Below are 22,522 nucleotides of genomic sequence, written 5' to 3' on the forward strand. Positions count from 1 at the left end.
GCTAGCTAATTATCGGTTTGTATATTCAATTTGTATTGCCAGATAGTGTAATTAACCAAATCTCTGAGCGCGATCCCAATCGAAAGGGAATGCCCCAAAAACCATAACCAGAGGACACGACGAAGTGCCCTTTACCAATCTGCTCATAGCCATAGCCTAATCTATTAATAGCATTGACGATGAAATTAGCGGGGAATACTTGACCGTTGTGGGTATGTCCCGAGACTTGTAAATCTATAGGTAATTGACTGTGATTATCTATATCACTCGGTCTATGGTCTAACAATATCACTGGCTGCGACGTATCTACTTGCGTCAGCAGATCGGTAGTTGCTACACGTTGACGTTTATGATTATCAAAACGTCCAACTAACCATACTGGTTGACCCTCGTGCTCGATATAGAGCACCTCATCGTTCAACAATTGTATACCTGCATTTTGCAGCGCTTCGCTAATGGGTCGCTCATGACCATACAAATCATGATTACCCAATGTCGCATAGACACCACGTGGCAGACTACTGCACAATTCTGCTAAGTTTTGCTCCATATGATATTCATTAAAGGCCTCTGTATTATCATCCATAATATCCCCTGGCATTAGTAGCATATCTGCACCAGAGCGAATCATAAGTTGTTGCAATCTATCTATGGCTTTTACACCAAATAATCGTCCTATATGCAAGTCACTAGCGACTGCAATGCGTAATGGCTTGGTTAAAGGTTTATCTATATTAATAGAAAGCTTGCGTATAACAGGGGTATAGGCACTATATAACGAATAAATAAATAGTCCTAAAAATAGGAATAGCGCTAGTACTCTTAGCCCTATAGCCATTTCATTCGATTGGTGTAACGTACTACCTGATAAAGCAACTACTAGCAGATACCCTCCGTAGAATAGACTCACTGCCAACGCCGTCAGTATCATAAAATGCATGATTAGCATCCATCCACTAATCCAGCGATAACTGTTAGCAAATGCTCTTTTTACGCTCAATACTAATAGACCATTAGTAATAATAAATACACTAACCCATATCGTTGTCTGTAATGTTGGCGTCATCCAAGGCTGGAGCCACCACTGTATACTTAATACTGTACCCAGACTGAACAGCTGTAATAGCAAAAAGATAGTGAAGAAAAATGCGTAACGCATGGACTGCCCTTAGACATAAATACGGATCGGTAAGCGATTATCAAAAGATGGTTTGTAATGTTTCACATGAAACAACACCCATATAACTATCTTTGGTTTTCTAATGCTTGCTGGAGTGTCGAGTGTTTGAACAAATAACCTGCATCCAATAGCGCTTGTGGCAGCACTTTTTGACCATCGATAAGTAAGGTCGACATTTCACCAAACATTAGCTTGAGCAAGAACTCTGGTAAAGTGAAAAATGTTGGGCGATATAGCCACGAACCAAGTGCTTTGGTAAAAGTATGATTGGTCACAGGATGTGGAGCGGTAAGGTTATATACGACTGCATTTGTATCATTTGCGGTACCGCTTGCAGTTTTGATAGTGCTGTCACTAACAGGTGCATTGTCTTGGGCTAAGCTTTCAATGTGATTAACGTCTGATTCTTTAGTAAGTTTAAGCTGCTGCTCGATAATAAAGATGACCGCACTAACCCAATCTTCACGGCTGATCCAGCTCATGACTTGCTGTCCATCACCCAACTGTCCACCGACACCAAATTTAAATGGTAGCAACAATTTTGCCACCATACCGCCCTCAGGATGAATAACCACACCTGTTCTGACAATAGCTACAGGAACATCATGATTGGTCGCTTTAAGTGCTAACTGCTCCCATTCATCACATAATGTATGGGCAAAGTCTGTCTCATAATCGCTATTTTCAGTCAGTGGCTTGTCGCCTTGCGTACCATACCAACCGATTGCTGAGCCGCTTACCAGTAACTTGGGTTTTGTGCTAGCACGTGCGATAAAATCCAATATCGACTGAGTAGGTTTGATACGGCTCGCCATCAACTCTTCTTTTCGCTCATCGCTCCAACGAGAGTCAGCAATCCCAGCGCCTGCTAAATTCAATATGACATCAAAGCTCATATCAGACACCGCAAACTCGTCATAAGTCATCATATTGATATCATCGGGATGTGGTTGACCGCTATTACGAGTTAACCAAGTAATCGCCACGTCTTTATTCTGCGCGCGATATCGTGCCATTAGCTCTCGACTAAACGCACTTCCCAAAAACCCTGAACCGCCACTAATCAAAACCTTCATACCCTAATCCCTATATGCCTTAAATATCGCCAATATGACTGATCGTTAAATTATTTATTGTTGAAGTACTTATCGTTCAATAAAAACCAGACCGTTACAACCATCGTCTGCTTTTTTGTGGTTTTTATCAAAACGACTTTTACATGCTTTTGGTAAAGGAAGGTGAGGAATGAAAGGTTTACGAGGTCAAACATTGCACTTTGATAATTACTGTCAAAAATAGAAGTTTTTTTATTAAAAAAGTATCCTAATTTTTTGGCTAATATTGCAGACTTTGTTTAGGTTTAGGTAATGCGGACATACCCACAATCAAAGCACTTATACCTCCTACTAAGCTAATAGCCAACCATGTACGAGCATCTTGACCAATAAAAAATGTGGCATTGATAGAAAAACCAACAAAAAAACTCTTACCCACCATCTTTTAGACTTATATGTTTGTTTGGAAGCAAGCCATATACCGCACAATAGTGTAGGCATTCCAATAAGAAATACACCTGCAATAAGGTAAAAAGGTATGGCTACAGCGTATGCCAGACCTACATCCTTATTCCACATTATCAGTGATACTAAAATAGGGAATAAGATCAACTGATATAGCGTACCTAAAGTTAAAAATAAAAATATCACCATTTTTTTGGATAGTGGCTGTTGTTATCTAACATTAGTTTTAACTCATAAGTTGGTCAATTTGTGAATGGAAATAATATAGCTGTTATAACCCGTTTCGAACTTTCTTGACCATCCAAACGCATCATAATATTTCAGAAATAGTTTGATCAGCTCTTCATTTAATGGCTCAGCCTACGTCTTCAACATTTTCTTTTAATACTGGCAAAGCTGACATACCTGCTAATACGGCACTTACTCCTCCAGTTAAACTGATAGAGAACCATATCACCAAACCAAATTTAGAAAATATAAACCAAACAAAAAATAAAGCATTAATAAGAACTCCCATAAAAAAGTTCTTATCCACCACCCATCTTGTATGTATATTTCTTTATACGAATGCCACTTTCCCATCATTAATGTAGTTGGCATCGCAAACAAGCCACCTGCAATAAGATAAACTGGAAAAAACAGTATGAACAATAGACCTATGCTGTCATCTGGGCTAAGAAGTGTCGCTATCCATGGAAAGATAATGAGCTCATACAGCGCTCCTACGAATAAAAATAACTTAGTAACCCTCATCTTTGGATATTCAGCCAAACTTTCGTTCAAACTATGACTTGGCTGATTTAATTTATTTTTCATATGACTGCCTAAATCCTATTCAGGGCTACCGTCAGTATGTGATAAACAGTATTTGTGCCAGCACTACTGTAAAATGTAGCTCATACAATAGAAAACATGTTGAGTAAGGCAAACAGGTAGCAAAAAAACGTCTACATCTTTCTTGTCCACTAACGAATAACCAAGCCTGTCGTTGCGTCACGAATCTTACTAGGTAAGGTATAACCCAATGTATCGCCCTGCAAGTAACCAATTTGCTCATCAAAATAAGCATAGGCGGCCTCAAAAGTGCTAGCAGGCGTTTGTCCTGATCGGTTGCAGCTTGTAGAAACCAATAGACCAAATGGATTCTGCTCACCGACCATCTGCTGGCAAAGCTGGCGAACTGTAGGGTGCGAGATGACGCGAACAGCAATAGTCTGATGCTGACCGGTAATCCAAGTAGGTACAGTGCTCGCAAGCGGCTGAGGAGTCGGTAATAACCAAGTATGTGCTTGACGATTGTGCTGTTCATCTCTGCTATCGTTTGTCTGCCAACTATCAATAACCTGCTGGCGCTGAACATCATTTAAAGAGGCTAGCAAAGGTGCTAAGCGAGAGACACTATCAGTAACGACTATCATGCCTTTGGCTTGTGGACGTTGTTTGATATCCAAAATACGCTGAACAGCTGCTTGGTCATAAGGGTCGCAACCAATACCCCAAACGCTTTCTGTAGGATACGCGAGCAGCTGCCCTTCTTTTAGCCACTTAGCAGCTTGGATAGCAGAATCAGTAATAAGAGGTGTAGGTTGGCTCATGACTTAGATAGTTCGTAGAAGTAAATTCTAATAATACCACAAGAAAGATATTGTCTAGGAGAGTCTATAACTAAGGGCTATCTATGCCAGTGTCCAATAAGGAATATTTACAACATTTTAAATGCGTAAATATCGTCCACCTTGTTCACTGATAAGACCCATTAGCTCAAGCTCCATTAGCTGCCCAATCAACTGTGGCGGTGCAAGATTTGTTGCACTAATAAGCGCATCTAAATCTTGCCCATGCCAGTCAAGCTGCTCATAGATTGCAGCTAAATGCTCAGGCACTATGACTGTACTGCGCGCAGGTTTTATCTCAGAGGGTGATTGCTGGCTAGTAGATTTGATTGAGTTTGTCTCTATCGCATCAGAAGTCTGATTAATAGTAGAGTGATTGCTATTGAAATTAGTAGCGTTGGCTGTTCTATAAGCGCCTTTATTATAGTCAAGCTGACCGTTGACGTCTTCTAGTACTTGCTGAGGATGATAAACCAAGGTCGCACCTTCACGTATTAAATGATGGCAACCCTCTGCATTACTGTTATCAATATGACTGGGAATGGCAAAGACCTGTTTACCTTGTTCAGACGTGAGACGTGCTGTGATAAGCGAGCCGCTTTTGATTGTCGCTTCCGTTACGATGGTCGCGAGACTCAGCCCAGCTACCAAACGATTGCGACGCGGAAAAGTATGTTTATGCGGCTGAGTGTGTGGTAATAGCTCACTAATAATGCAGCCACCTTGCTCAATAATTTGAGTAAATAACTGATCTCGATGATTGGGATAGTTCACATCGATCCCTGTACCCATGACACCAACCGTCCGTCCCTGATAGTCAGGGTCTGCTTGTGCTAGCGCGCCTAAATGTGCGCGTTTATCTACACCCATAGCCAGACCGCTAGTCACGATATAACCTGCTTGCGCTAAGTACTGTGCCATATCAAACGTGATTTTTTGCGCATGCGCGGTGGGTTTGCGGCTACCTACTATAGCGATTTGTGCTTGATGTAGGCGCGCGCTATTCCCACGATAAAACAATAATGGCGGCGGGTCGTATATTTGTGAGAGTTGAGCAGGATAATCGGCGTCATCAGCGAATAGCAAACCATAGCGCCCCTCTATCAATGCTTGCTGAATCTTATCGATATTGGCAAGTGTTTGCTCTGGCTGCTCATGACGTTTGAGATGGGTGTGGTGAATACCGAGCTGCTTCCATGCCTCTACTTTGGCTTGCCAAGCAAGCTGCGGATAACCGAAAGAAGTGATCAATTTGTGATAAGCAGATAATGATGCATTCACCTCGTACCACAGCGCTAGGATAGCGCGCTGATCGTCGGATAAAGAAGAGGTGACTGCCGTCATTGTGATCTGTCTCGTATAGGCAAGCTTAGATTAGTATTTAGTTTAATATATTGCTTAATAAAACCTTATAGCTATTTATAAATAAGGGGTGGTAATAACTGATCGCCAATATTAAGTGGCAGCTCAGAGTCAAGTACGTAAGCATAGCTAATGTGGTCAAAGGTATTGAAAACCATCACCATACCACTTGGCTCGTTTGGTAGACGTACAGGCGTGTCGTTGTCTTTAGTATCACGTACCAAAGGTCCTTTTTGATAAACCGTCAGCACATCACCTGGTTTAGCACCTTGTAAGCTACCCAGATTGATGGCAACCACACTACCCTTCGCAGCCGAGCTGATAGAGTCCATCACACGTACGATCATACCACCGCGACTGACACTTGCAGGCGTTGGATAAAAGACAGGAGGAATAGCGTTGTCTAACTCTACAAAGACGCGATCCCCTTCACGCACTTCTTTGCCATAGCTGTCGATAAGCTGCAAGCTAGTCACACCATTACTTTCTGTAGAAGTAACAAGACCAGTCGCTACCTGCGTAACTTCTAAGCCGATCACTTCTTGCGTTTTGGGGTCTACATATAGCTCACCCTCACGGTAAACGCCGTAACGCTGGCCTACGATAAGCGGTACGCCTTTAGCATAGACTTTATCACCACTTGCCGTGATTAAGTTACCTTTTTTAGAAGCTAAAATATAAGGCGTGGTATTAAAGTCTTGAGGATTAACAATGAGTGTTTTATCAAGCCAGTGCTGAATAGCAGACCATGGAATAGGTGGAATGCTATTGGCAGTTGAAGTCACTGATACTGTACTAGCAACCACATTACCTGTTAGCTGCTTTTCAATACCAGCACAGCCCTCACCAGTATCAACGCCAATCAGTGTTTTTCCTTGAATCACACAAAGAATGAGAACGTCATTGGGGTAGATAAGGTTTGGATTTTTGATTTGCTTATTGGTTGCCCAAATTTCTTTCCAGCGCCAAGGACTGTCTAGATAGCGACCTGAGATATCCCATAAGGTATCGCCTTTTTTGACGATATAACGATTGGGCGCATCAGCTTTGATAGTTGGCGGCGGATTGTTAGCTTGAGCCGTGCTCATCAACATGGCACTACTAAACGTCGTAACTAACAGTGCTTTTGCTATCTTTTTAAGCTCATCTTCATCGTTATATCCACAATATGTACCACTGTGTTCGACATAAAAAACTGTACTTAATTTATCACTGCAAAAACCTTTAAAATTAATAAAAGTTTAATTATATCAGAAACTTATCAGTAAAATTCTCATGGCGATTATAGGGTAACTGTTCAGTGTAATTGGCTAGAATAATTCATAAAAAAGCGTCTAGCACAATGATGACTTGCTGACGCCGTTTCTAATATTACAATTATATCTACCATAACACAATCATAAACACTTTATTACAATGGTGTAACTTTTACGCGGATACTTTTCCTTGTTGATGACAAGCATAAAGACCGTAATTACTTAAGCAGGATTCGGCGTGACATGTTGGCGGATTTGTTCAGCGACCAGTTCAGCCTTGTTATCCAGTACCACTACGTGCTGCGGTAAATCTTCTAGACCTTTAGTATGTGCTGGACGCTCAATGTCTATTTGACCTACGGCTTCCACAATAGTGTCAGCGAATTTAACGGGTAATGCCGTTTCTGCACAAACGATAAGCTCGCCATCTAACTGTAGTTCTTTAGCAACTTTAATGCCGTCTGCAGTATGTGGATCAACCAATTCACCATGCTGTTCATAAAGCGCTTTGATAGTCTGCAAGCGGTCGCTATGAGTAGATTTACCAGCAGCAAAGCCATAACGCGTATTAATCGCTTCCATCAAATCAGACAAATCAAAGCCTCGACCTGATTTTACGCCGTCAAATAATTCATGAACGCGTGCGCTGTCTTTTTCTAATAGCAAATAAACAAAACGCTCAAAGTTAGATGCTTTTGAAATATCCATCGACGGGCTTGAAGTGACATAGGTTTTTTCAGTCGGACGTGGCTGATAGGCACCTTGATTAAAAAAGTCATTCAACACGTCGTTTTCATTGGTTGCGACAATTAAGCGGTCAATTGGCAGTCCCATTTCACGGGCAATATGACCGGCACAAATATTACCAAAATTACCTGATGGTACGCTAAAGCTGACTTTTTCATCGTTGCTCGTCGTGACCGCGAAGTAAGCTTTAAAGTAGTAAACAATCTGCGCTAGGATACGCCCCCAGTTGATAGAGTTTACCGTGCCTAGGTTATAAGCAGCTTTAAACTCAGCATCTTGCTGTAGCGCTTTGACGATGTCTTGGCAATCATCGAACATCCCATCGATAGCGATATTATGAATGTTTTTATCGGTCAAACTATACATCTGCGCACGTTGAAATTCACTCATTTTGCCATGAGGTGATAGCATAAACACTTCGATATTTTCTTTGCCACGTAGTGCATATTCTGCTGCACTACCGGTGTCACCACTGGTCGCACCAATGATCGTAATACGTGCGTCTTTTTCTTAAGCACATATTCAAAGGCATTGCCCAAAAACTGCATGGCAACATCTTTAAATGCCAATGTCGGACCGTTTGATAATCCTAGAATATATAAATTGTCTTCGAGCTTGCGGACAGGAACAATCTCGTCAGAGCCAAATACATCAGCAGTATAAGTGCGCTCAATGATATCTTGCAAATCAGCCACAGGAATATCAGTGGCAAAACGCTGCATAATCGCCATCGCAAGCTTTGGATAGCTGAGCGTACGCCATTCATCAAGGGTTGCACTATCGATATTTGGATAATGCTCAGGCAACATCAAACCACCATCTGGGGCAAGACCCATCAAAAGCACATCACTAAAATCCATCGGCGCTGTCTGACCACGGGTACTGATATATTTCATTAGATTGTCCTGTCTACAATAATGTTATTCAATAGTTAAAAACGGTTTATTCAGCAGTTTTTTGTAGCAATGCATAATAAAAACCATCGCCACTCGCGCTATCAATTGGCAAGCACTGACGACCGATTGCTTGTTCGATACCCCAGTTGCAATCTTCGGTAAACTCAATCACTACTGCATCATTATGATGAGTGATAAAGTCCTGCATTTGCTCGACGTTTTCTTGTTTTAAGATGGAACATGTCACATACAACAGATAACCACCAGCTTTGAGTTGTGGCCATAAGTTATGCAAGATATCTGCTTGCAACAGTGCCGTTTGCTCGATGTCTTCTTCGGTACGTAAGATACTGATATCAGGATGACGGCGAATCACGCCAGTCGCAGTACAAGGAGAGTCCAATAATATCGCATCAAATACGGGTTCATTGGTAGCCGCTTTTTTATTTTTTCCATGCTGCCATCTGGTCGCATCTGCACAGACTATATTAAGTGCGATGCTGTTATTTGCTTGCTGCAAATCATGCTGACTTAGATTTAAACGCTGTAAATTCTCGCGAATACGCTCGATACGCGGTGCTTCATTATCAATAGCTGTTACTTTGACGTTGGTAGTCTCAGGCGACGTTTCATTGTTGTTTTGTTTCACGTGAAACAACGATGATTTGTCATTAGCGCTTATAAGCTCTAACCAGTGAGCAAGCTTACCACCAGGTGCCGCACAAGCATCTAGAATATGTATCTCATTATTCATATTTTCCGTATCAGATTTTTCAGCACTAAGCTTAGCCATTAATGCTTTATTGATAATCGGTGCAGCTAACTGAGCATGCATATCTTGAACGCTAGCCGTTCCTAAAGCGAAATCAGGCAAAGCGTTAACGGCAGTGCTTTGATGTAGCCGGAGACCTTTGTTTGATAGCGTGGTAGAAGTGGCAGACCCTGATGAGCTTGCTACCTTAAAACCAGTCGTTAGCTCAACGATATCTGCATCAATTTCTGCCCCGTCTAATGCATGCTGATAGTCCTCTACCGACGTAACCGCAGAATTCACTCGTAAAAACATCGGTGCTGGCTGACGCAAGCCTTGTGTCAGATCGTCATACTGTTCGCTCCAATCTTGCTTAAGCTGATAAGCGAGCCAGTTCGGTAAGCTATGCTTTTTATCGCATTTCTTACGGAATTTGCTTGGATTCTTAGCGACTTTACGCAAAATAGCATTTACTAAACCAGTCGAGTGAGCGAATTCAATCTCTTTAGCTGCTTCAACGGTTTCATGAATCGCAGCATGGTCAGCCACTTCTAAATACAGCAACTGTACTAAGCCGACTTGAATAGTGGTACGCACTTCAACCTCGTCGATAGGGTTGTCTGCTAAGCTATCGAGCAAACGTGCCAGCGCATGCCACTGGCGCAATGTCGTGAGCAGTAACGCATGAGCAAAGCCTTTATCGCCATCGTGCAGACTATTCAGTAACGGGTCAAGGACGCTTGAGAGCGACTGACCATTTTGAATAGCCAGTAAGGTACGAATCACACGCACGCGTACGCTGCCATTCATAATAAGATTGCTTGATGGTTTGAGCTTATTGTTTCTAGGCGCAGTACTGTTTTGTCTCATTAAATTTCATTTCCTTGACGTATGATCGATAGCGTCTTGTGCAAGTAGGTTAAATATAAGTAACGTTATTTTGTTTCTGACGTAAATTGATCGCCGTCATTTAATTGGTTGCCATGGCAAACTTGTTCAGCAGTCATCGGCTTACCACCCGCAAACTGTAAATGAGTAATGGCTAAAGTAGTGGCCGACGACTCGGTATCATTATCCTTACCACAAGCTACTAAAATCGCTTTACGTCCGACACTGATAACCGTTCCAGCAGGTTCATTGGTTTGCTGCGATGTATTTACAGGTAAGCTAGCCAGTACTTTAACGCGCTGCCCCGCCAGGAAAGTATAAGCACCTGGCCATGGTGTCAGCCCACGAATTTGGCGTTCAATAGCGGCAGCAGGCTGCGACCAATCAACTTCGCCTTCGGTTTTGACCAGTTTTTCAGCGTAGTTGGCTTGACTATCATCTTGAGCGATAGCTTGCGCTTGATAAGCAGCTAAATCTTTTAGCACCGTACTAATGGCTGTCGCACCAAGTGCAGCCATCTTATCATGTAGGCTAGCAGCGGTATCATCAGAGGCAATACTTTCGCTAACTTTATAAAGCATGTTGCCCGTATCAAGACCTTTGTCCATCTGCATAATGGTAATGCCGGTCTCATCGTCTCCGGCCAAGAGTGCACGATGGATAGGTGCAGCACCGCGCCAGCGTGGCAACAGTGAAGCGTGAATATTCAAGCAACCATGAATAGGCGTCTCTAATACACCGATAGGTAGGATCAACCCGTAAGCGGCGACAATCATCACATCTGGCTGATAGGCGCGCAGAGTTTGCCTAGCAGCTAGCCCTTCTGCACTAGACTTCTTAAAAGTGACTGGTTGCTCTACAGCGATATCATTTGCTAATGCAACTTCTTTTACCGCAGAGGCTGACAGCTTCTGACCACGACCTGCTTTACGATCAGGCTGCGTGTAAACAGCGACTATTTCTATATTCAGCGCTTCTTGCTGCTTAATTAACGACTCAAGGCTGATAGCAGCAAATTCAGGTGTACCCGCAAATACTACCCTTAATCGGTTAGTAGTTGGGTTATCATGGTCAGTAAGCGAGTTAGATGTATCAAAGGTAGGAGCAGTTGTAGTCATAATCATGCATTATATAAGGTTTATTTGTTCATTATAGGTGAGTTTACGGCGCAGTGCCATGATTGTAATGACCTCAGTTCATGATAACCAATGACATTATTTGCCTTTATAATATCAAGGACATCGAACGTTCTATTTATATCTTTTACAAAACAATTTGGTGTTAATAACCACTCTCTGTAAACAGTAAGCCGTTATTCTGCTATAAATAGAAGGTAACACTAAAAATTTTAGGCAATTCAACTGCCGTATAATTCCCCTACTATATGTAGAAACCTAATTTTAATTTCACTATATTCTTTCGTGTCGAGATAGGGCCACGCTTTCATGCAACAGTTTCAGTCCTTACAGCGCTTATTGATTTTTTATGCCTTGTCTCTCACGGTTATGTTACTGCTGTACTATGTCACACTGTTTGATGGGATGAAAAAACATAGTGAGCAACATAGCATAGATACTTTTTATGCCCTACAGCACAGTATTATTGAGCATGCAGCGCCTGTAGATAGTGAAATAAAAAGAATCTTAGAGCAACCTACTTTTGATCACCTTAGCTATCAGCTGATTTTAATGATGCCTTCTGGGCAGACCTATATTCATCATAATACTCGTCCTAATGAATCTGCTTTTTCTACCGTTGCTTTCCCTACCATCGGTACATCAGCTTCTAGCAGCAGCGACCATAGCTCTTATACTGTCAATAGTAGTGAACTAACAGGGATCATTAATCTAAAAAGCGGACATCAGATTTATATCGTATTACGTCATGAGCCTTTTGTTGTCGACTGGATATCTTACCGTTATTGGCTTCCTTTGATGGTCGCCATCGTACTGTTCTTCATGGCATTGCTCTATATGCTCAATCGTCGAACCAGCTGGGAGCAATTACTGGTTTATACGGATAATTTGAGTAGCCGAGCAAAAGAATCTTATACGCCGCCGCCGTTTTTACAAAGAAATCTACTACCGAGTTCATGCTGTTAGGTCATGCGCTAAGTCGCGTCAGCTACCAACTACATAATGACTATCGGCGTATAAAAACATTGACTCATCGCTTAGAACGTTTGGTTGATCAGGCACCCTTACCGATGTTGATGAGTATACGACATGGTCAAATTAGTTTCTATAATCAACGCTTTGAGCAATTATTTACCCCTCCTACCCAGAGTGAACAGAGCTATGAGCTGACTGATTTCGTTGAAGGGAAAGATGAGGCCACTCAAATACTGTTAAAAACCATCTCAAGTTTACGCGTTACTCGCACACTGATAGTTTATGGCTTGGAGAACAAACAAGCCTACCAACTACACGTAACACCATGGTTCGGTGAACATGGGCAAGTTCATGGTTTTACTGTGATTTTTAATAATGTCGATGAGATTTTCCATCAATCTGAGCAATTACAGCTGCACAACCAACAACTGCAATTACAAATTGATGAATCAAACGAAGCCCAGGCATTTATAGGTCGCAAGTTAAAGATACCACTAGAGAAGATAATTGATTCGTTGGAACCCATCGACCCTTTAACATTGACAGCTCAAGGCAAAAAAACTCTAAATACATTGATTACAACCAGTCAAAGCATGTTGACTGTGCTCAATGAGACGCTAGCAACAGAGGAAGTTGAAGTCAGAAAAACACGTCTAAGTATCGAAACGGTTGATATTTATAAGTTAAGTAAAGAAGTTAGCAATTTAGTCACACAAGAAATAAGACAACAAGGGTTAGAATTGATTTATTTCTTTGCGCCAGACTGTCCTCGTTACATCGAAACTGATTACATTCGACTGCACCATATCCTATTAAACATGTTGAAAAACGCTATTAGCTTTACAACATCAGGCTATGTCGCGCTCACTGTTGATCGTATACCTGAAGATAAAGTAACGCGAATAAGTAATCAGCCTTTAGCTTCTAACAATGACACGACAATGCCTGCGCAGACATCCTATTGGATTCGCTTTAGCGTAAAAGACACTGGAGCAATTATTACTCCTGAGAGAAAAAATCAATTAGTCAATATCTTGAATCAAAGCAATCATAACTTAGTTGAAGACAGTAATATTGGCTTGAGTGATGCCAATAGCTTTGCTCAGTTACTCGGCGGTTTTATCGAACTAAGTAATACGGTGGATAAAGAGACGATATTTAGCCTCTACCTTCCTTATCCTCATACCACTTATCAATCAGTATATCATCGTTGTTCGCAGCTGCCCCATATTCACCTTATCGCTATCATCAATCAGCCTCTAGTTGCTGAACATTTACAACGTTTGTGCGAGTACTTAACGATATCCGTGACTATCTACAGCACTTTAGATAGAGCCACTGTACAGCAGCTAAAAAACAAATTAAAACAAGATGAGCAAACCATCATTCCTGTCTTGTTATTAGATTATGAATACAGCGAATCCATCACCTTATCAGCTCATGCGAGCAACAAGTATAGCGAGCAACAAGAAGTGTTAAACGACCTAGTCGCTACGCCTTCACTACCAAAGATATTACTTAGCATGAAACTTGAAAGGCATATACCCTCTATTTTACTAGGCCAATATGATGGATTTTTGACCAAACCCTTGGACGCAAGTTTATTACTTTCTGAACTGCTACGCTTAACCTTGTTTGCAAGGAAAACGCTAAACATACTGGTCAAACATCAATACGACAGCAGTCTATCTTTTGTAGAAGATATACCTAAGAAAGAAATCTTGTCTCCACTTATCTTAGTGGTAGAGGACAGTCCTACTAACCAAAAGATAGCCTGCAAGATGTTAAGTAAACTTGGTTATCGTAGCATCGTCGCAGAAGATGGACAGCAAGCACTTGAGAAGCTCAAAAGCCAACGTGAAGAGATCTCTCTGATTTTGATGGACTGCAGAATGCCCGTTATGGATGGCCTACAAGCCACACAAGTGATTCGCTCGCAAGGTGATAAAATACCGATTGTGGCGCTAACTGCGAATAACACAGAAGAAGATCGCGAGGCTTGTATGCAAGTTGGTATGGACGAATTTTTATCCAAACCCATTAGTAAGAAAGACTTAGAATCCGTTTTGCAGAGTTTTATACAATAAATCTCTAGTGCAAATAAAAAATACCCTATCGATATCACCTAATCAAAGTAATATCGATAGGGTCAAAAACTTGGTACGAGGATAGTATTTCGGTAAGCTTAATTGTTATTTCATAAACCCATTATCGGCCAAAAATGTTTCTGTGATTTGGCTTTGCGGGCTTGATGCATTCATACCGCCAGATTGAGATTTATTTAGTAGACGTTCTAGATAACGAGCAACGATATCTACTTCAATATTAACTTTATTACCTACTAACCAATGCTTAGCGATATTCGTCACTTGAGCAGTATGCGGAATGATATTTAGAGAGACAATATTGTCACGCACTAAATTGGTCGTCAGACTAATACCATCTACTGTAATAGAGCCTTTCGTCGCTGTATAGTGCGCCAGCTCCTGCGGTATCTCAATTTCAATATAGATAGAACGAGCATCTTGTTGTAATTTACTAACGACCCCTACTCCATCTACATGACCAGCTACTATATGACCACCAAAACGAGTTGTCGGTAGCATGGCCTTTTCTAGATTGACCGTATGTCCTGCTTTTAACCCTTCTAATGCTGTTCTAGCAATAGTTTCACGTGAGACATCAACAGAGTAGTAGTTGCTTCCGAACTCCACCACAGTTAAACAAATACCATTTGATGCAATAGAATCGCCTAGCTTCACGTCACTGAAATCCAAGTCATCAGACTCTACCGTCAAACGTATGTCACCGCCTGTAGCCTGCATAGATTTAACTTTTCCAACGCTTTCTATAATTCCAGTAAACATATTATCCTCATCTCATTACAGTATTGCCGTTATAGGCGATATGTTTTAGTTTATCAAATCATCTATAAATTCTTTATCACAATTTGTTCAAATAGCTGACAGTGAAACATCGTTAGACTTGACCTTTAATAGAATAGATTGTGGATAAGTAGGGATATATCAATAGAGATATAGCAAAAAGCATCTATAAATACATAGTTATCCACAACGAATGCAAATTTCACATGAAGTATACTTATCTAGTAAACAACCAATAAGTTATTGATTTTAAATAATATTTATCAAAACACTCAAGATAAACCCATCTTTTCCGTTTCATGTGAAACAAAGTTATACACAGTTCCATGTGAAACACGTAAGTTAATAATTGATTTATCCATATTCTAAGCTTTTTTTATAATTTGTGGACAACCTACTTATACGAAGAATATTTATAAAGGTAATAGGGTTAATTTGAGATCTGGACCAAGCTGCTGATAATCTTCTATATCAAACCGTAACTGCTGAGCAAGAGACATAGGGTTGAAATCAACCATTGGACGTGCCTGTCCACCAAGTAAACAAGGTGCTTGATACACGATTAACTCATCTACTAACTGTTGACTCAAAAAGCTACCTGCAACGCTAGCACCTGCTTCTACCAACACGTCATAGCATTGATGCTCATTAACCAGTTTCGCCAACAACGTCGACAAATCGTCTTCATGCCAATAGATAGTATCTGGATGCCGGCACAGCTGATAATCAGACTGCAGGCTGTGCTTTAAACGCTGACGCCTATCAAGTATGACTATTTTGGGATTAGGTATTTTTTCAGGTGGCATTCCCAACTGTTCTGAGCGCACATTGAGCTGCGGGTTATCAGTTATTACAGTTTCACTACCTGTGATAATCACGCCACTTTGTGCTCGTAGTTTTTGTACATCTTCGCGAGCAGCTGTCGAGGTAATCCACTTTGATTCACCAGATGCCATCGCTGTACGACCGTCTAGACTGGTTGCTATTTTCAATCGTACATAGGGCATTTTAGTACGCATGGCTTTTAGAAAACCACGGTTTAGTGCCTCTGCCTGCTCTGTCAGGACACCGACCGTTACCTTAATACCAGTTTGTTCTAATAGTTTCACACCGCGACCTGCGACCTGCGGATTTGGATCTAGACCTGCAATCACAACGCGCTTCACCTTAGCGGCAACCAGCGCCAACGCACATGGCGGTGTACGTCCCGTATGACTACATGGCTCTAATGTAACGTAAGCAGTTGCCCCTGCTGCCTGTGTACCAGCATCTTTCAGCGCAAACACTTCTGCATGTGGCTCACCAGCTTTAGGGTGAAACCCTTGACCAACAATCTGCTCTGCCTGAACAATAACGCAGCCTACTGCAGGATTGGGTCGAGTAGTATATAAACCGCGCTTCGCTTGTTCGATAGCAAGCATCATAAAGTAGCGGTCTTGTGCATCTTGAGCATGGCTTTGAGTAGACATAAGGCTAGGCTTAATAAATGATTGAGGGTTCTATATAAGAACATAAGGTTTGAAAGCTGATTGGTAATTCTGATTAGTAATTGGGAAACACTTATCAACTAGGGATTATTTAAAAGCTTACTTCGCTTACTTCTCATTTGGACGAATATTGGCAATTTCTTGATGGAATGCATCGATATCTTGAAAGTCTCGATACACGCTAGCAAAGCGTACATAGGCGACATCATCTAAAGTTTTTAGTTCACTCATGATGATTTCACCCAAGACCTTACTACTGATTTCTCGCTCACCCATCTGCCTAACACGCTTTTCAATACGACTAATCATCGCCTCTTGTTCATCGATAGTGATAGGACGCTTTTGTAAAGGTAGTAAAATAGAACGGCGCAGCTTTTCATTGTCGTAAGGTTCAATCTTGTTGCTTGATTTGATAATCCTTGGCATGACAACTTCTACCATCTCAAAAGTCGTAAAACGTTCTTGGCAGCTGTTACACGAACGGCGTCGACGCACTTGTGCCCCTTCCGCAGCAAGACGTGAGTCAATAACCTTGGTCTCTGACGCATTACAGTACGGACAGTGCATAACATTTCCTTATTTTACGATTGAGAATAAGAGTAGTGTTTTCAAGATAGCTAATTTATCAAATAATAAAGAACACCGTTTATCCGTTATTTACCAATACAAAAGCTACCAAATATTTTACCTAATAAGTCATCGGCACTGAACTCACCTGTTATTTCACCCAAACTCTGCTGTCCCTGACGTAAGCTATCAGCAACCAACTCACCTGCTTCGAATACGGTTAATTGTTCATGGGCTTCTGCCAAGAAATTAGCTGTCCGTCTAAGCGCGTCTAAATGTCTGGTACGAGCAATTAAACTATTCTCTGGTGGATGAAAGCCTACTTTCTCACATAGTGCTTCAATCAAATTATCGATACCAATGCCTGTTTCACATGAAACATTAACTTGCTGATAGCCTCTATTCTTGATTTCAGCTTGGGTCATAGCAGCACTTTTTTCTTTATCATTATCGCTTAATAAGTCGCTTTTATTAGCAATGATTAGTAAGCGTTTAGCTTCTGGCAATTCACCAAATAACTGTTCAGCAAGCTGTAACGGTGTGCTTTCTTCTTCAACATCGCGAGTCACATCATAGACCATCAGTAGCATATCAGCCTGCGTGATGGCAGTACGGGCACGCTCGATTCCGATACGTTCCACAGTGTCTTCTGTCTCACGTAGGCCTGCTGTGTCAGTCAGGTGTAGCGTCAAACCATTGAGCACAACTGTCTCTTGCAGCGTATCACGTGTAGTACCAGCGACATCAGTCACGATAGCACGCTCTTGCCCTGCAAGGCGGTTGAGCAAGCTAGATTTACCTGCGTTTGGCCTACCTGCTAGCACAACATGGATACCATCGCGCAAAAGCTGACCTTGCTTTGCCGTTGCTAAGACTTGTTGTATCTTATCTTGCGTCTGCTCAAGCTTGCTTTGTATGACACCATCAGACAAAAAGTCGACGTCTTCTTCGTCAGGAAATCAATCGCTGCTTCAACATGTAAACGAAGATGAATGAGTTGTTCTAATAACTGGTTAATCTTCTGTGAAAACTCACCACTTAAAGAACGAATAGCACTACTGGCCGCGGCAGCACTGGTTGCATCAATCGCATCAGCGATCGCTTCTGCCTGCACCAAGTCCAACTTATCATTATCAAAGGCACGGTAAGAGAACTCTCCTGCACTCGCTTGCTTGGCACCTAGCTCAAAAACTCGTGCAAGCAACTGGTTTTGCAAAATAACACCACCATGCCCTTGTAGCTCAATAACGTCCTCACCTGTGAATGAATGCGGACCTTTGAAAAACAAGACCAATCCCTCATCGATGACAGTGCCATCAGCTTGATAAAAACGACAAAAGCTGGCCATCCGCGGCGTAAAAGTAGACTTACCTGTTAGAGCGCATGCCATGTCGTAAGCTCGACTACCTGATAGACGTATGACACCCACACCTCCTCGCCCGAGCGGCGTTGCAATCGCAGCAATTGTGGCCAATCCAGATGTATTATACTTTTCAGAAGAATTAGGTACGGCTAATGCTGTCTCTAAGGAATCCACAATTACTCTCAATGTTTAAAAGCTCCATTATAGACGTCTGGACTCATACTGACAAAGCAAACTTTGAAAGGTAGCCGCAACAGATATATTTTCGTTTCAGTATTTATAAACTGGGGATAATGTTGATAAGCTGTGGATAACATTTACTACTTATCTACCATCTATAAAAAAACCACCGCTTGCGCGATGGTTTTTGGTGTTTCTGACAAAGAACTAATTAATCGACCACTTTTACCGTACGACGTTTTTGCTCTTCATCGACTTTCTTATTGACGATATATTGCTGAGTCATACTAAACAAGTTGTTGACTGTCCAATATAAAACCAAACCTGCTGGGAAAAATAGCATGAACGCAGTAAAGATAATCGGCAAGAACTTCATGACTTTTGCTTGCATCGGATCTGCCGGCTGCGGGTTCAACTGCTGCTGTACAAACATCGACGCACCCATTAGCAACGGCAAGATAAACCATGGATCCATCGCTGACAAATCTTGAATCCACAAAATCCATGGTGCATGACGCAGCTCAACACTCTCTACCAATACCCAATATAAAGCTAAGAAAATCGGCATTTGCATCAAGATTGGCAAGCAACCTGCCATCGGGTTGACTTTTTCTTCTTTGTATATCGCCATCATTTCTTGCGACATTTTCATACGATCATCGCCATGCTCTTCTTTGAGCACTTTGAGTCTCGGCGCAATGGCACGCATTTTAGCCATCGAGTAATAGCTCTTATTAGAGAACCACATTAAGGCAATTTTTACTAAGATAGTTAGTAAAATAATTGACCACCCCCAGTTACCAACAATCTTATGCACACCTTCCAAGATAGCAAACAAGACCTTCGATATTGGCCACAGCAGACCATAATCAACTGTTTTGTTAAGGCCTACCGCAACGTCTTTTAGCTCAGACTGAACTTTTGGACCTGCATACAGTGTTGCATTTAAAGTAACTTGTTTGTTTGGTGCTACGCTCACTGGTTGGCTATTAAAACCAATAAAGTAATCACTACCTGTTTCACGTGTGAAGAATTTGCCAGTGAAGTTTTCAGGCGTCCAAGCAGATACAAAGTAATGCTGTACGATACCAACCCAGCCTTTATCGCTAGTGGTCGTCAACTCACCATCACTAAAGTCGCCAAATTTCAGCTTATTATAAGGATCATCTGGTGTACCCCAAGCGCCGCCTAAATAAGTCGCCATGCTCAGCGCGCCTTTATCAGACATACCAGGGTCTTTACTATCATCACGCTTTAACTGTGCAAACATCTGACCTTGCCAAGCATTGGTAGACGCGTTTTGAATCTGATAACTAATATCGATTGGATATTTATTTTCAGTGAAAGTGAAAGTCTTGGTAATCGTCACGCCGTCTTTCTTATAAGTAAGCGGCACTGACAACGTTTGCTGTCCATCTTCCATCACATAGTTGTTAGCAGTATGGTTATAAGTCGCTCTACCTTCTGCTGTATCGATACCGTTCTGACCAATAAGTCCAGATTGAGCCACATACACACGGTTACTGTTGTTTTCTAACAATACGAAAGGCTTATCGCTATCGAGCGTTGCGTCATACTGCTTGAGCGCAGCATAAACAATATCACCACCTTCTGGATTGATTTTTATATCATAGCGATCAGTTGTTACCGTGATTAGACCAGCGTTTTTCGCAGGAGTCGCTGTCACAGCACTATTATCCACAGGTAATGTCTGTACCGGGATATCACCTGCTGCACCAGTAGTAGAAGGAATGTCAGCACCTACCGAACTCGTAGTTTCTGGCACCGCATCTACAGCTGGAGCATCGGCATAATCATCTCGCCATGCCAAAATCAGCAGATAAGCGGTAATTAGCATCGCAATGATGATCATCACCCGAAATATCTTTTGCATAAACCTTTCCTAGATTAAAAAATTAGGGAATGAAAAATTAGGGCATGTGTCATGACTGACCTACACAGCTGTCCTGTCACATTGCAACTGTATCAGTAGTCATTTACATAAAATGTGCATCATTTTACTAAAAATCTGTCTCAAATGATACCAAGAGTGTGGATAACTTGTGGGTAACTCAACAGAGTGTCTATCTGAGACTAAAGAAGTCGACTTTATGTTGATTTCATCAAATAATTAAGCTGTGAGACATAGCTAGTAATGTCTCGATAGACACCCAAACCCTGATTATCAGTATTTGGTACATTAGTAAAATACATATATTGATAACTATAGGAAGCTAAGGGTAAAGGTACAAAGTCTATACCATGCCCACCTAAAGGATGACACCTGCTAAGACGTTTTAACAACAACCAACCACCCTTACGAGCGCCATACCATGTTAAAGCTTGTTTACCATAATTAGAGCATGTCGGATAATAGCGACAACGAGCAGGTATTATAGGACTAACTATTTTTTGATAGAAAATAATTAAATTGAATAACATTTTATAAAAAATTTTATTTATAAATTTTATTTTAAATAAAAATCTCATTTTATTTTTTTCTATTTTTTAAAAATATTAATTATTTGATTTTTTAATTCTTTATTATCTATATCTTTAATAGGTTTTTTACAATAAAAACAATATCTTTATTTTCCATTTTAAAAGCTTTGGTACGGAATTCTTCACGCACATACCTTTTGATCAGATTACGAGCGACAGCAGTAGGTACTTTACGCTTGGTAATAGCCATACCGACTCGCGGCTGTGCATGCTCGTTAGCACGTACAAAAGCCATTAAATGACTCTGATGAATCTTGCGCTCAGGTGCGTCAAATACCTCACGAAAGGCTGCAGGAGTAAGCAGACGTTGCTGTTTAGTGAAACTAGCTGCAGATGTATCTGAAAGTGTATTGGACATAGTACAACCTAGTAGAATAACGATAAAAGAAATAATAACAAATTATAGAGACAAAAAAAGCGCCGATGTGGGCGCTTTTAATATATGGCTAAGTGTCAGTTGTGATGATTGACTATCGCAATCTACTGATTATACAGTAAGGCGATGACGTCCTTTAGCGCGGCGACGAGCTAAGACCTGACGGCCTTTTTAGTTGCCATACGAGCACGGAAACCGTGAGTACGTTTACGCTTGATCACGCTTGGTTGGAATGTACGTTTCATAACTCACCTATCAAAATAATGGACTAAATTCGTAATAACGGAGGATTATACCATTCAGTATAGTTTTGGTCAATAAACTAATTTGCTTTGTCTATGAATATGAAATACCTCATACAAATCTAGTAAAGATATTTCCTTAAAACCTATTTCTAGTTAACCAAATTTTATAGTTATATATTCTATAATTTACAAAGTTATCCACAGATTGGTTCAAACACTATAATAATAATTAATTAATATAAATATAGTATTGTTATTATTGGGACCATGATTATCTGTGGTTAAGTCTATTTTCCTTTTTATTATCAATTTACTAGGCTATGGGTAAGCCTGTGGATAAACTGTGGGTTAAATATGGATAACTAGCTTGTGAAAGTTATGCACAAAACTGTCCACAGTCTTATCCACAAAAAACAAGGTTTTATCCACAGGGTATCTGTGTTAAATTAGGCGCTACTTGATATACACCTTCGTATAGGATATCAGTATGAACTCTTTGGTTAGTTGTTGTTACGTGTAACATCAAGGCTCAGGTAGCAATTTATATTGCTAAAAAATAACTATTATTTCAGATTACAAGGTCAGTACTTTTC

Annotated in this window: 16 protein-coding genes and 3 pseudogenes; 2 read left to right on the forward strand and 17 right to left on the reverse strand. The window is 41.1% G+C overall.

Annotation, left to right across the window (positions count from 1 at the left end; all coding sequences use genetic code 11):
* Nucleotides 1-25: 25 nt before the first annotated feature.
* The 9 genes and pseudogenes from ACOBWA_RS15225 to fmt form a co-directional block, all read right to left on the reverse strand.
* The gene (locus ACOBWA_RS15225) at nucleotides 26-1,159 is read right to left on the reverse strand and encodes a metallophosphoesterase (protein WP_339727122.1); all 1,134 of its coding nucleotides are present in this window, start codon (nucleotides 1,157-1,159) and stop codon (nucleotides 26-28) included.
* 86 nt (nucleotides 1,160-1,245) lie between these two features.
* Nucleotides 1,246-2,256: a TIGR01777 family oxidoreductase gene (locus ACOBWA_RS15230; RefSeq protein ID WP_420229833.1), complete on the reverse strand. Its 1,011-nt coding sequence runs from the start codon at nucleotides 2,254-2,256 to the stop codon at nucleotides 1,246-1,248.
* An 897-nt stretch (nucleotides 2,257-3,153) separates the two neighbouring features.
* Nucleotides 3,154-3,516: a hypothetical protein gene (locus ACOBWA_RS15235; protein ID WP_420229834.1), complete on the reverse strand. Its 363-nt coding sequence runs from the start codon at nucleotides 3,514-3,516 to the stop codon at nucleotides 3,154-3,156.
* Nucleotides 3,517-3,665: 149 nt separating this feature from the next.
* A complete protein-coding gene (locus tag ACOBWA_RS15240) occupies nucleotides 3,666-4,295 on the reverse strand; it encodes an L-threonylcarbamoyladenylate synthase (protein ID WP_420229835.1) in 630 nt (209 codons plus the stop codon).
* Between the two features lie 117 nt (nucleotides 4,296-4,412).
* The gene (dprA, locus tag ACOBWA_RS15245; protein ID WP_420229836.1) at nucleotides 4,413-5,657 is read right to left on the reverse strand and encodes a DNA-processing protein DprA; all 1,245 of its coding nucleotides are present in this window, start codon (nucleotides 5,655-5,657) and stop codon (nucleotides 4,413-4,415) included.
* A gap of 71 nt (nucleotides 5,658-5,728) precedes the next feature.
* Nucleotides 5,729-6,763 carry a LysM peptidoglycan-binding domain-containing protein gene (locus tag ACOBWA_RS15250; protein ID WP_420229837.1) on the reverse strand — a complete coding sequence of 345 codons (1,035 nt, stop codon included), beginning with the start codon at nucleotides 6,761-6,763 and terminating at the stop codon, nucleotides 5,729-5,731.
* Between the two features lie 390 nt (nucleotides 6,764-7,153).
* Nucleotides 7,154-8,574 (reverse strand): annotated as a pseudogene (gene thrC, locus ACOBWA_RS15255) (threonine synthase).
* Between the two features lie 46 nt (nucleotides 8,575-8,620).
* A complete protein-coding gene (locus ACOBWA_RS15260) occupies nucleotides 8,621-10,195 on the reverse strand; it encodes a transcription antitermination factor NusB (protein ID WP_420229838.1) in 1,575 nt (524 codons plus the stop codon).
* Between the two features lie 65 nt (nucleotides 10,196-10,260).
* Nucleotides 10,261-11,331, reverse strand: a complete 1,071-nt coding sequence (gene fmt / locus ACOBWA_RS15265; RefSeq protein WP_420229839.1) for a methionyl-tRNA formyltransferase — start codon at nucleotides 11,329-11,331, stop codon at nucleotides 10,261-10,263.
* Nucleotides 11,332-11,658: 327 nt separating this feature from the next.
* Here fmt and ACOBWA_RS15270 point away from each other — a divergent pair, with 327 nt between their 5' ends.
* A complete protein-coding gene (locus ACOBWA_RS15270) occupies nucleotides 11,659-12,315 on the forward strand; it encodes a hypothetical protein (protein WP_420229840.1) in 657 nt (218 codons plus the stop codon).
* Nucleotides 12,306-14,411, forward strand: coding sequence for a response regulator (locus ACOBWA_RS15275; RefSeq protein WP_420229841.1), 2,106 nt, complete (start codon nucleotides 12,306-12,308; stop codon nucleotides 14,409-14,411). The genes ACOBWA_RS15270 and ACOBWA_RS15275 overlap by 10 nt, the downstream gene beginning before the upstream one ends.
* A gap of 105 nt (nucleotides 14,412-14,516) precedes the next feature.
* Here ACOBWA_RS15275 and ACOBWA_RS15280 read toward each other — a convergent pair whose 3' ends face one another.
* The 8 genes and pseudogenes from ACOBWA_RS15280 to rpmH form a co-directional block, all read right to left on the reverse strand.
* Entirely contained in the window at nucleotides 14,517-15,191 is a 675-nt protein-coding gene (locus ACOBWA_RS15280; RefSeq protein WP_290178171.1) for a riboflavin synthase, read from the reverse strand.
* A gap of 431 nt (nucleotides 15,192-15,622) precedes the next feature.
* Nucleotides 15,623-16,678 (reverse strand): bifunctional diaminohydroxyphosphoribosylaminopyrimidine deaminase/5-amino-6-(5-phosphoribosylamino)uracil reductase RibD, encoded by a 1,056-nt coding sequence (gene ribD, locus ACOBWA_RS15285; RefSeq protein WP_420229842.1) that lies wholly within the window; start codon nucleotides 16,676-16,678, stop codon nucleotides 15,623-15,625.
* Between the two features lie 126 nt (nucleotides 16,679-16,804).
* Nucleotides 16,805-17,263 carry a transcriptional regulator NrdR gene (gene nrdR / locus ACOBWA_RS15290; RefSeq protein WP_057762240.1) on the reverse strand — a complete coding sequence of 153 codons (459 nt, stop codon included), beginning with the start codon at nucleotides 17,261-17,263 and terminating at the stop codon, nucleotides 16,805-16,807.
* 86 nt (nucleotides 17,264-17,349) lie between these two features.
* Nucleotides 17,350-18,737 (reverse strand): annotated as a pseudogene (mnmE, locus tag ACOBWA_RS15295) (tRNA uridine-5-carboxymethylaminomethyl(34) synthesis GTPase MnmE).
* A 280-nt stretch (nucleotides 18,738-19,017) separates the two neighbouring features.
* Nucleotides 19,018-20,700 (reverse strand): membrane protein insertase YidC, encoded by a 1,683-nt coding sequence (gene yidC / locus ACOBWA_RS15300; protein WP_420229843.1) that lies wholly within the window; start codon nucleotides 20,698-20,700, stop codon nucleotides 19,018-19,020.
* A 215-nt stretch (nucleotides 20,701-20,915) separates the two neighbouring features.
* Nucleotides 20,916-21,296: a membrane protein insertion efficiency factor YidD gene (gene yidD / locus ACOBWA_RS15305; RefSeq protein ID WP_201556108.1), complete on the reverse strand. Its 381-nt coding sequence runs from the start codon at nucleotides 21,294-21,296 to the stop codon at nucleotides 20,916-20,918.
* A 58-nt stretch (nucleotides 21,297-21,354) separates the two neighbouring features.
* A complete protein-coding gene (gene rnpA, locus ACOBWA_RS15310; protein ID WP_420229844.1) occupies nucleotides 21,355-21,666 on the reverse strand; it encodes a ribonuclease P protein component in 312 nt (103 codons plus the stop codon).
* Between the two features lie 129 nt (nucleotides 21,667-21,795).
* Nucleotides 21,796-21,929, reverse strand: a pseudogene (gene rpmH / locus ACOBWA_RS15315) (50S ribosomal protein L34).
* Nucleotides 21,930-22,522: the final 593 nt, after the last annotated feature.

The sequence above is a fragment of the Psychrobacter sp. ER1 genome (genome assembly GCF_048631835.1).
Lineage (GTDB): Bacteria > Pseudomonadota > Gammaproteobacteria > Pseudomonadales > Moraxellaceae > Psychrobacter.

What these genes read in the sequence shown, in the direction of transcription:
- fmt (WP_420229839.1), bottom strand. Translation starts at nt 11,331, where the DNA reads ATGACTACAACTGCTCCTACCTTTGATACATCTAACTCGCTTACTGAC.
- ACOBWA_RS15230 (WP_420229833.1), bottom strand. Translation starts at nt 2,256, where the DNA reads ATGAAGGTTTTGATTAGTGGCGGTTCAGGGTTTTTGGGAAGTGCGTTT.
- ACOBWA_RS15225 (WP_339727122.1), bottom strand. Translation starts at nt 1,159, where the DNA reads ATGCGTTACGCATTTTTCTTCACTATCTTTTTGCTATTACAGCTGTTC.
- ribD (WP_420229842.1), bottom strand. Translation starts at nt 16,678, where the DNA reads ATGTCTACTCAAAGCCATGCTCAAGATGCACAAGACCGCTACTTTATG.
- ACOBWA_RS15275 (WP_420229841.1), top strand. Translation starts at nt 12,306, where the DNA reads ATGCTGTTAGGTCATGCGCTAAGTCGCGTCAGCTACCAACTACATAAT.
- dprA (WP_420229836.1), bottom strand. Translation starts at nt 5,657, where the DNA reads ATGACGGCAGTCACCTCTTCTTTATCCGACGATCAGCGCGCTATCCTA.
- ACOBWA_RS15260 (WP_420229838.1), bottom strand. Translation starts at nt 10,195, where the DNA reads ATGAGACAAAACAGTACTGCGCCTAGAAACAATAAGCTCAAACCATCA.
- ACOBWA_RS15240 (WP_420229835.1), bottom strand. Translation starts at nt 4,295, where the DNA reads ATGAGCCAACCTACACCTCTTATTACTGATTCTGCTATCCAAGCTGCT.
- ACOBWA_RS15235 (WP_420229834.1), bottom strand. Translation starts at nt 3,516, where the DNA reads ATGAAAAATAAATTAAATCAGCCAAGTCATAGTTTGAACGAAAGTTTG.
- ACOBWA_RS15270 (WP_420229840.1), top strand. Translation starts at nt 11,659, where the DNA reads ATGCAACAGTTTCAGTCCTTACAGCGCTTATTGATTTTTTATGCCTTG.
- yidD (WP_201556108.1), bottom strand. Translation starts at nt 21,296, where the DNA reads ATGAGATTTTTATTTAAAATAAAATTTATAAATAAAATTTTTTATAAA.
- ACOBWA_RS15250 (WP_420229837.1), bottom strand. Translation starts at nt 6,763, where the DNA reads ATGAGCACGGCTCAAGCTAACAATCCGCCGCCAACTATCAAAGCTGAT.
- yidC (WP_420229843.1), bottom strand. Translation starts at nt 20,700, where the DNA reads ATGCAAAAGATATTTCGGGTGATGATCATCATTGCGATGCTAATTACC.
- rnpA (WP_420229844.1), bottom strand. Translation starts at nt 21,666, where the DNA reads ATGTCCAATACACTTTCAGATACATCTGCAGCTAGTTTCACTAAACAG.
- nrdR (WP_057762240.1), bottom strand. Translation starts at nt 17,263, where the DNA reads ATGCACTGTCCGTACTGTAATGCGTCAGAGACCAAGGTTATTGACTCA.
- ACOBWA_RS15280 (WP_290178171.1), bottom strand. Translation starts at nt 15,191, where the DNA reads ATGTTTACTGGAATTATAGAAAGCGTTGGAAAAGTTAAATCTATGCAG.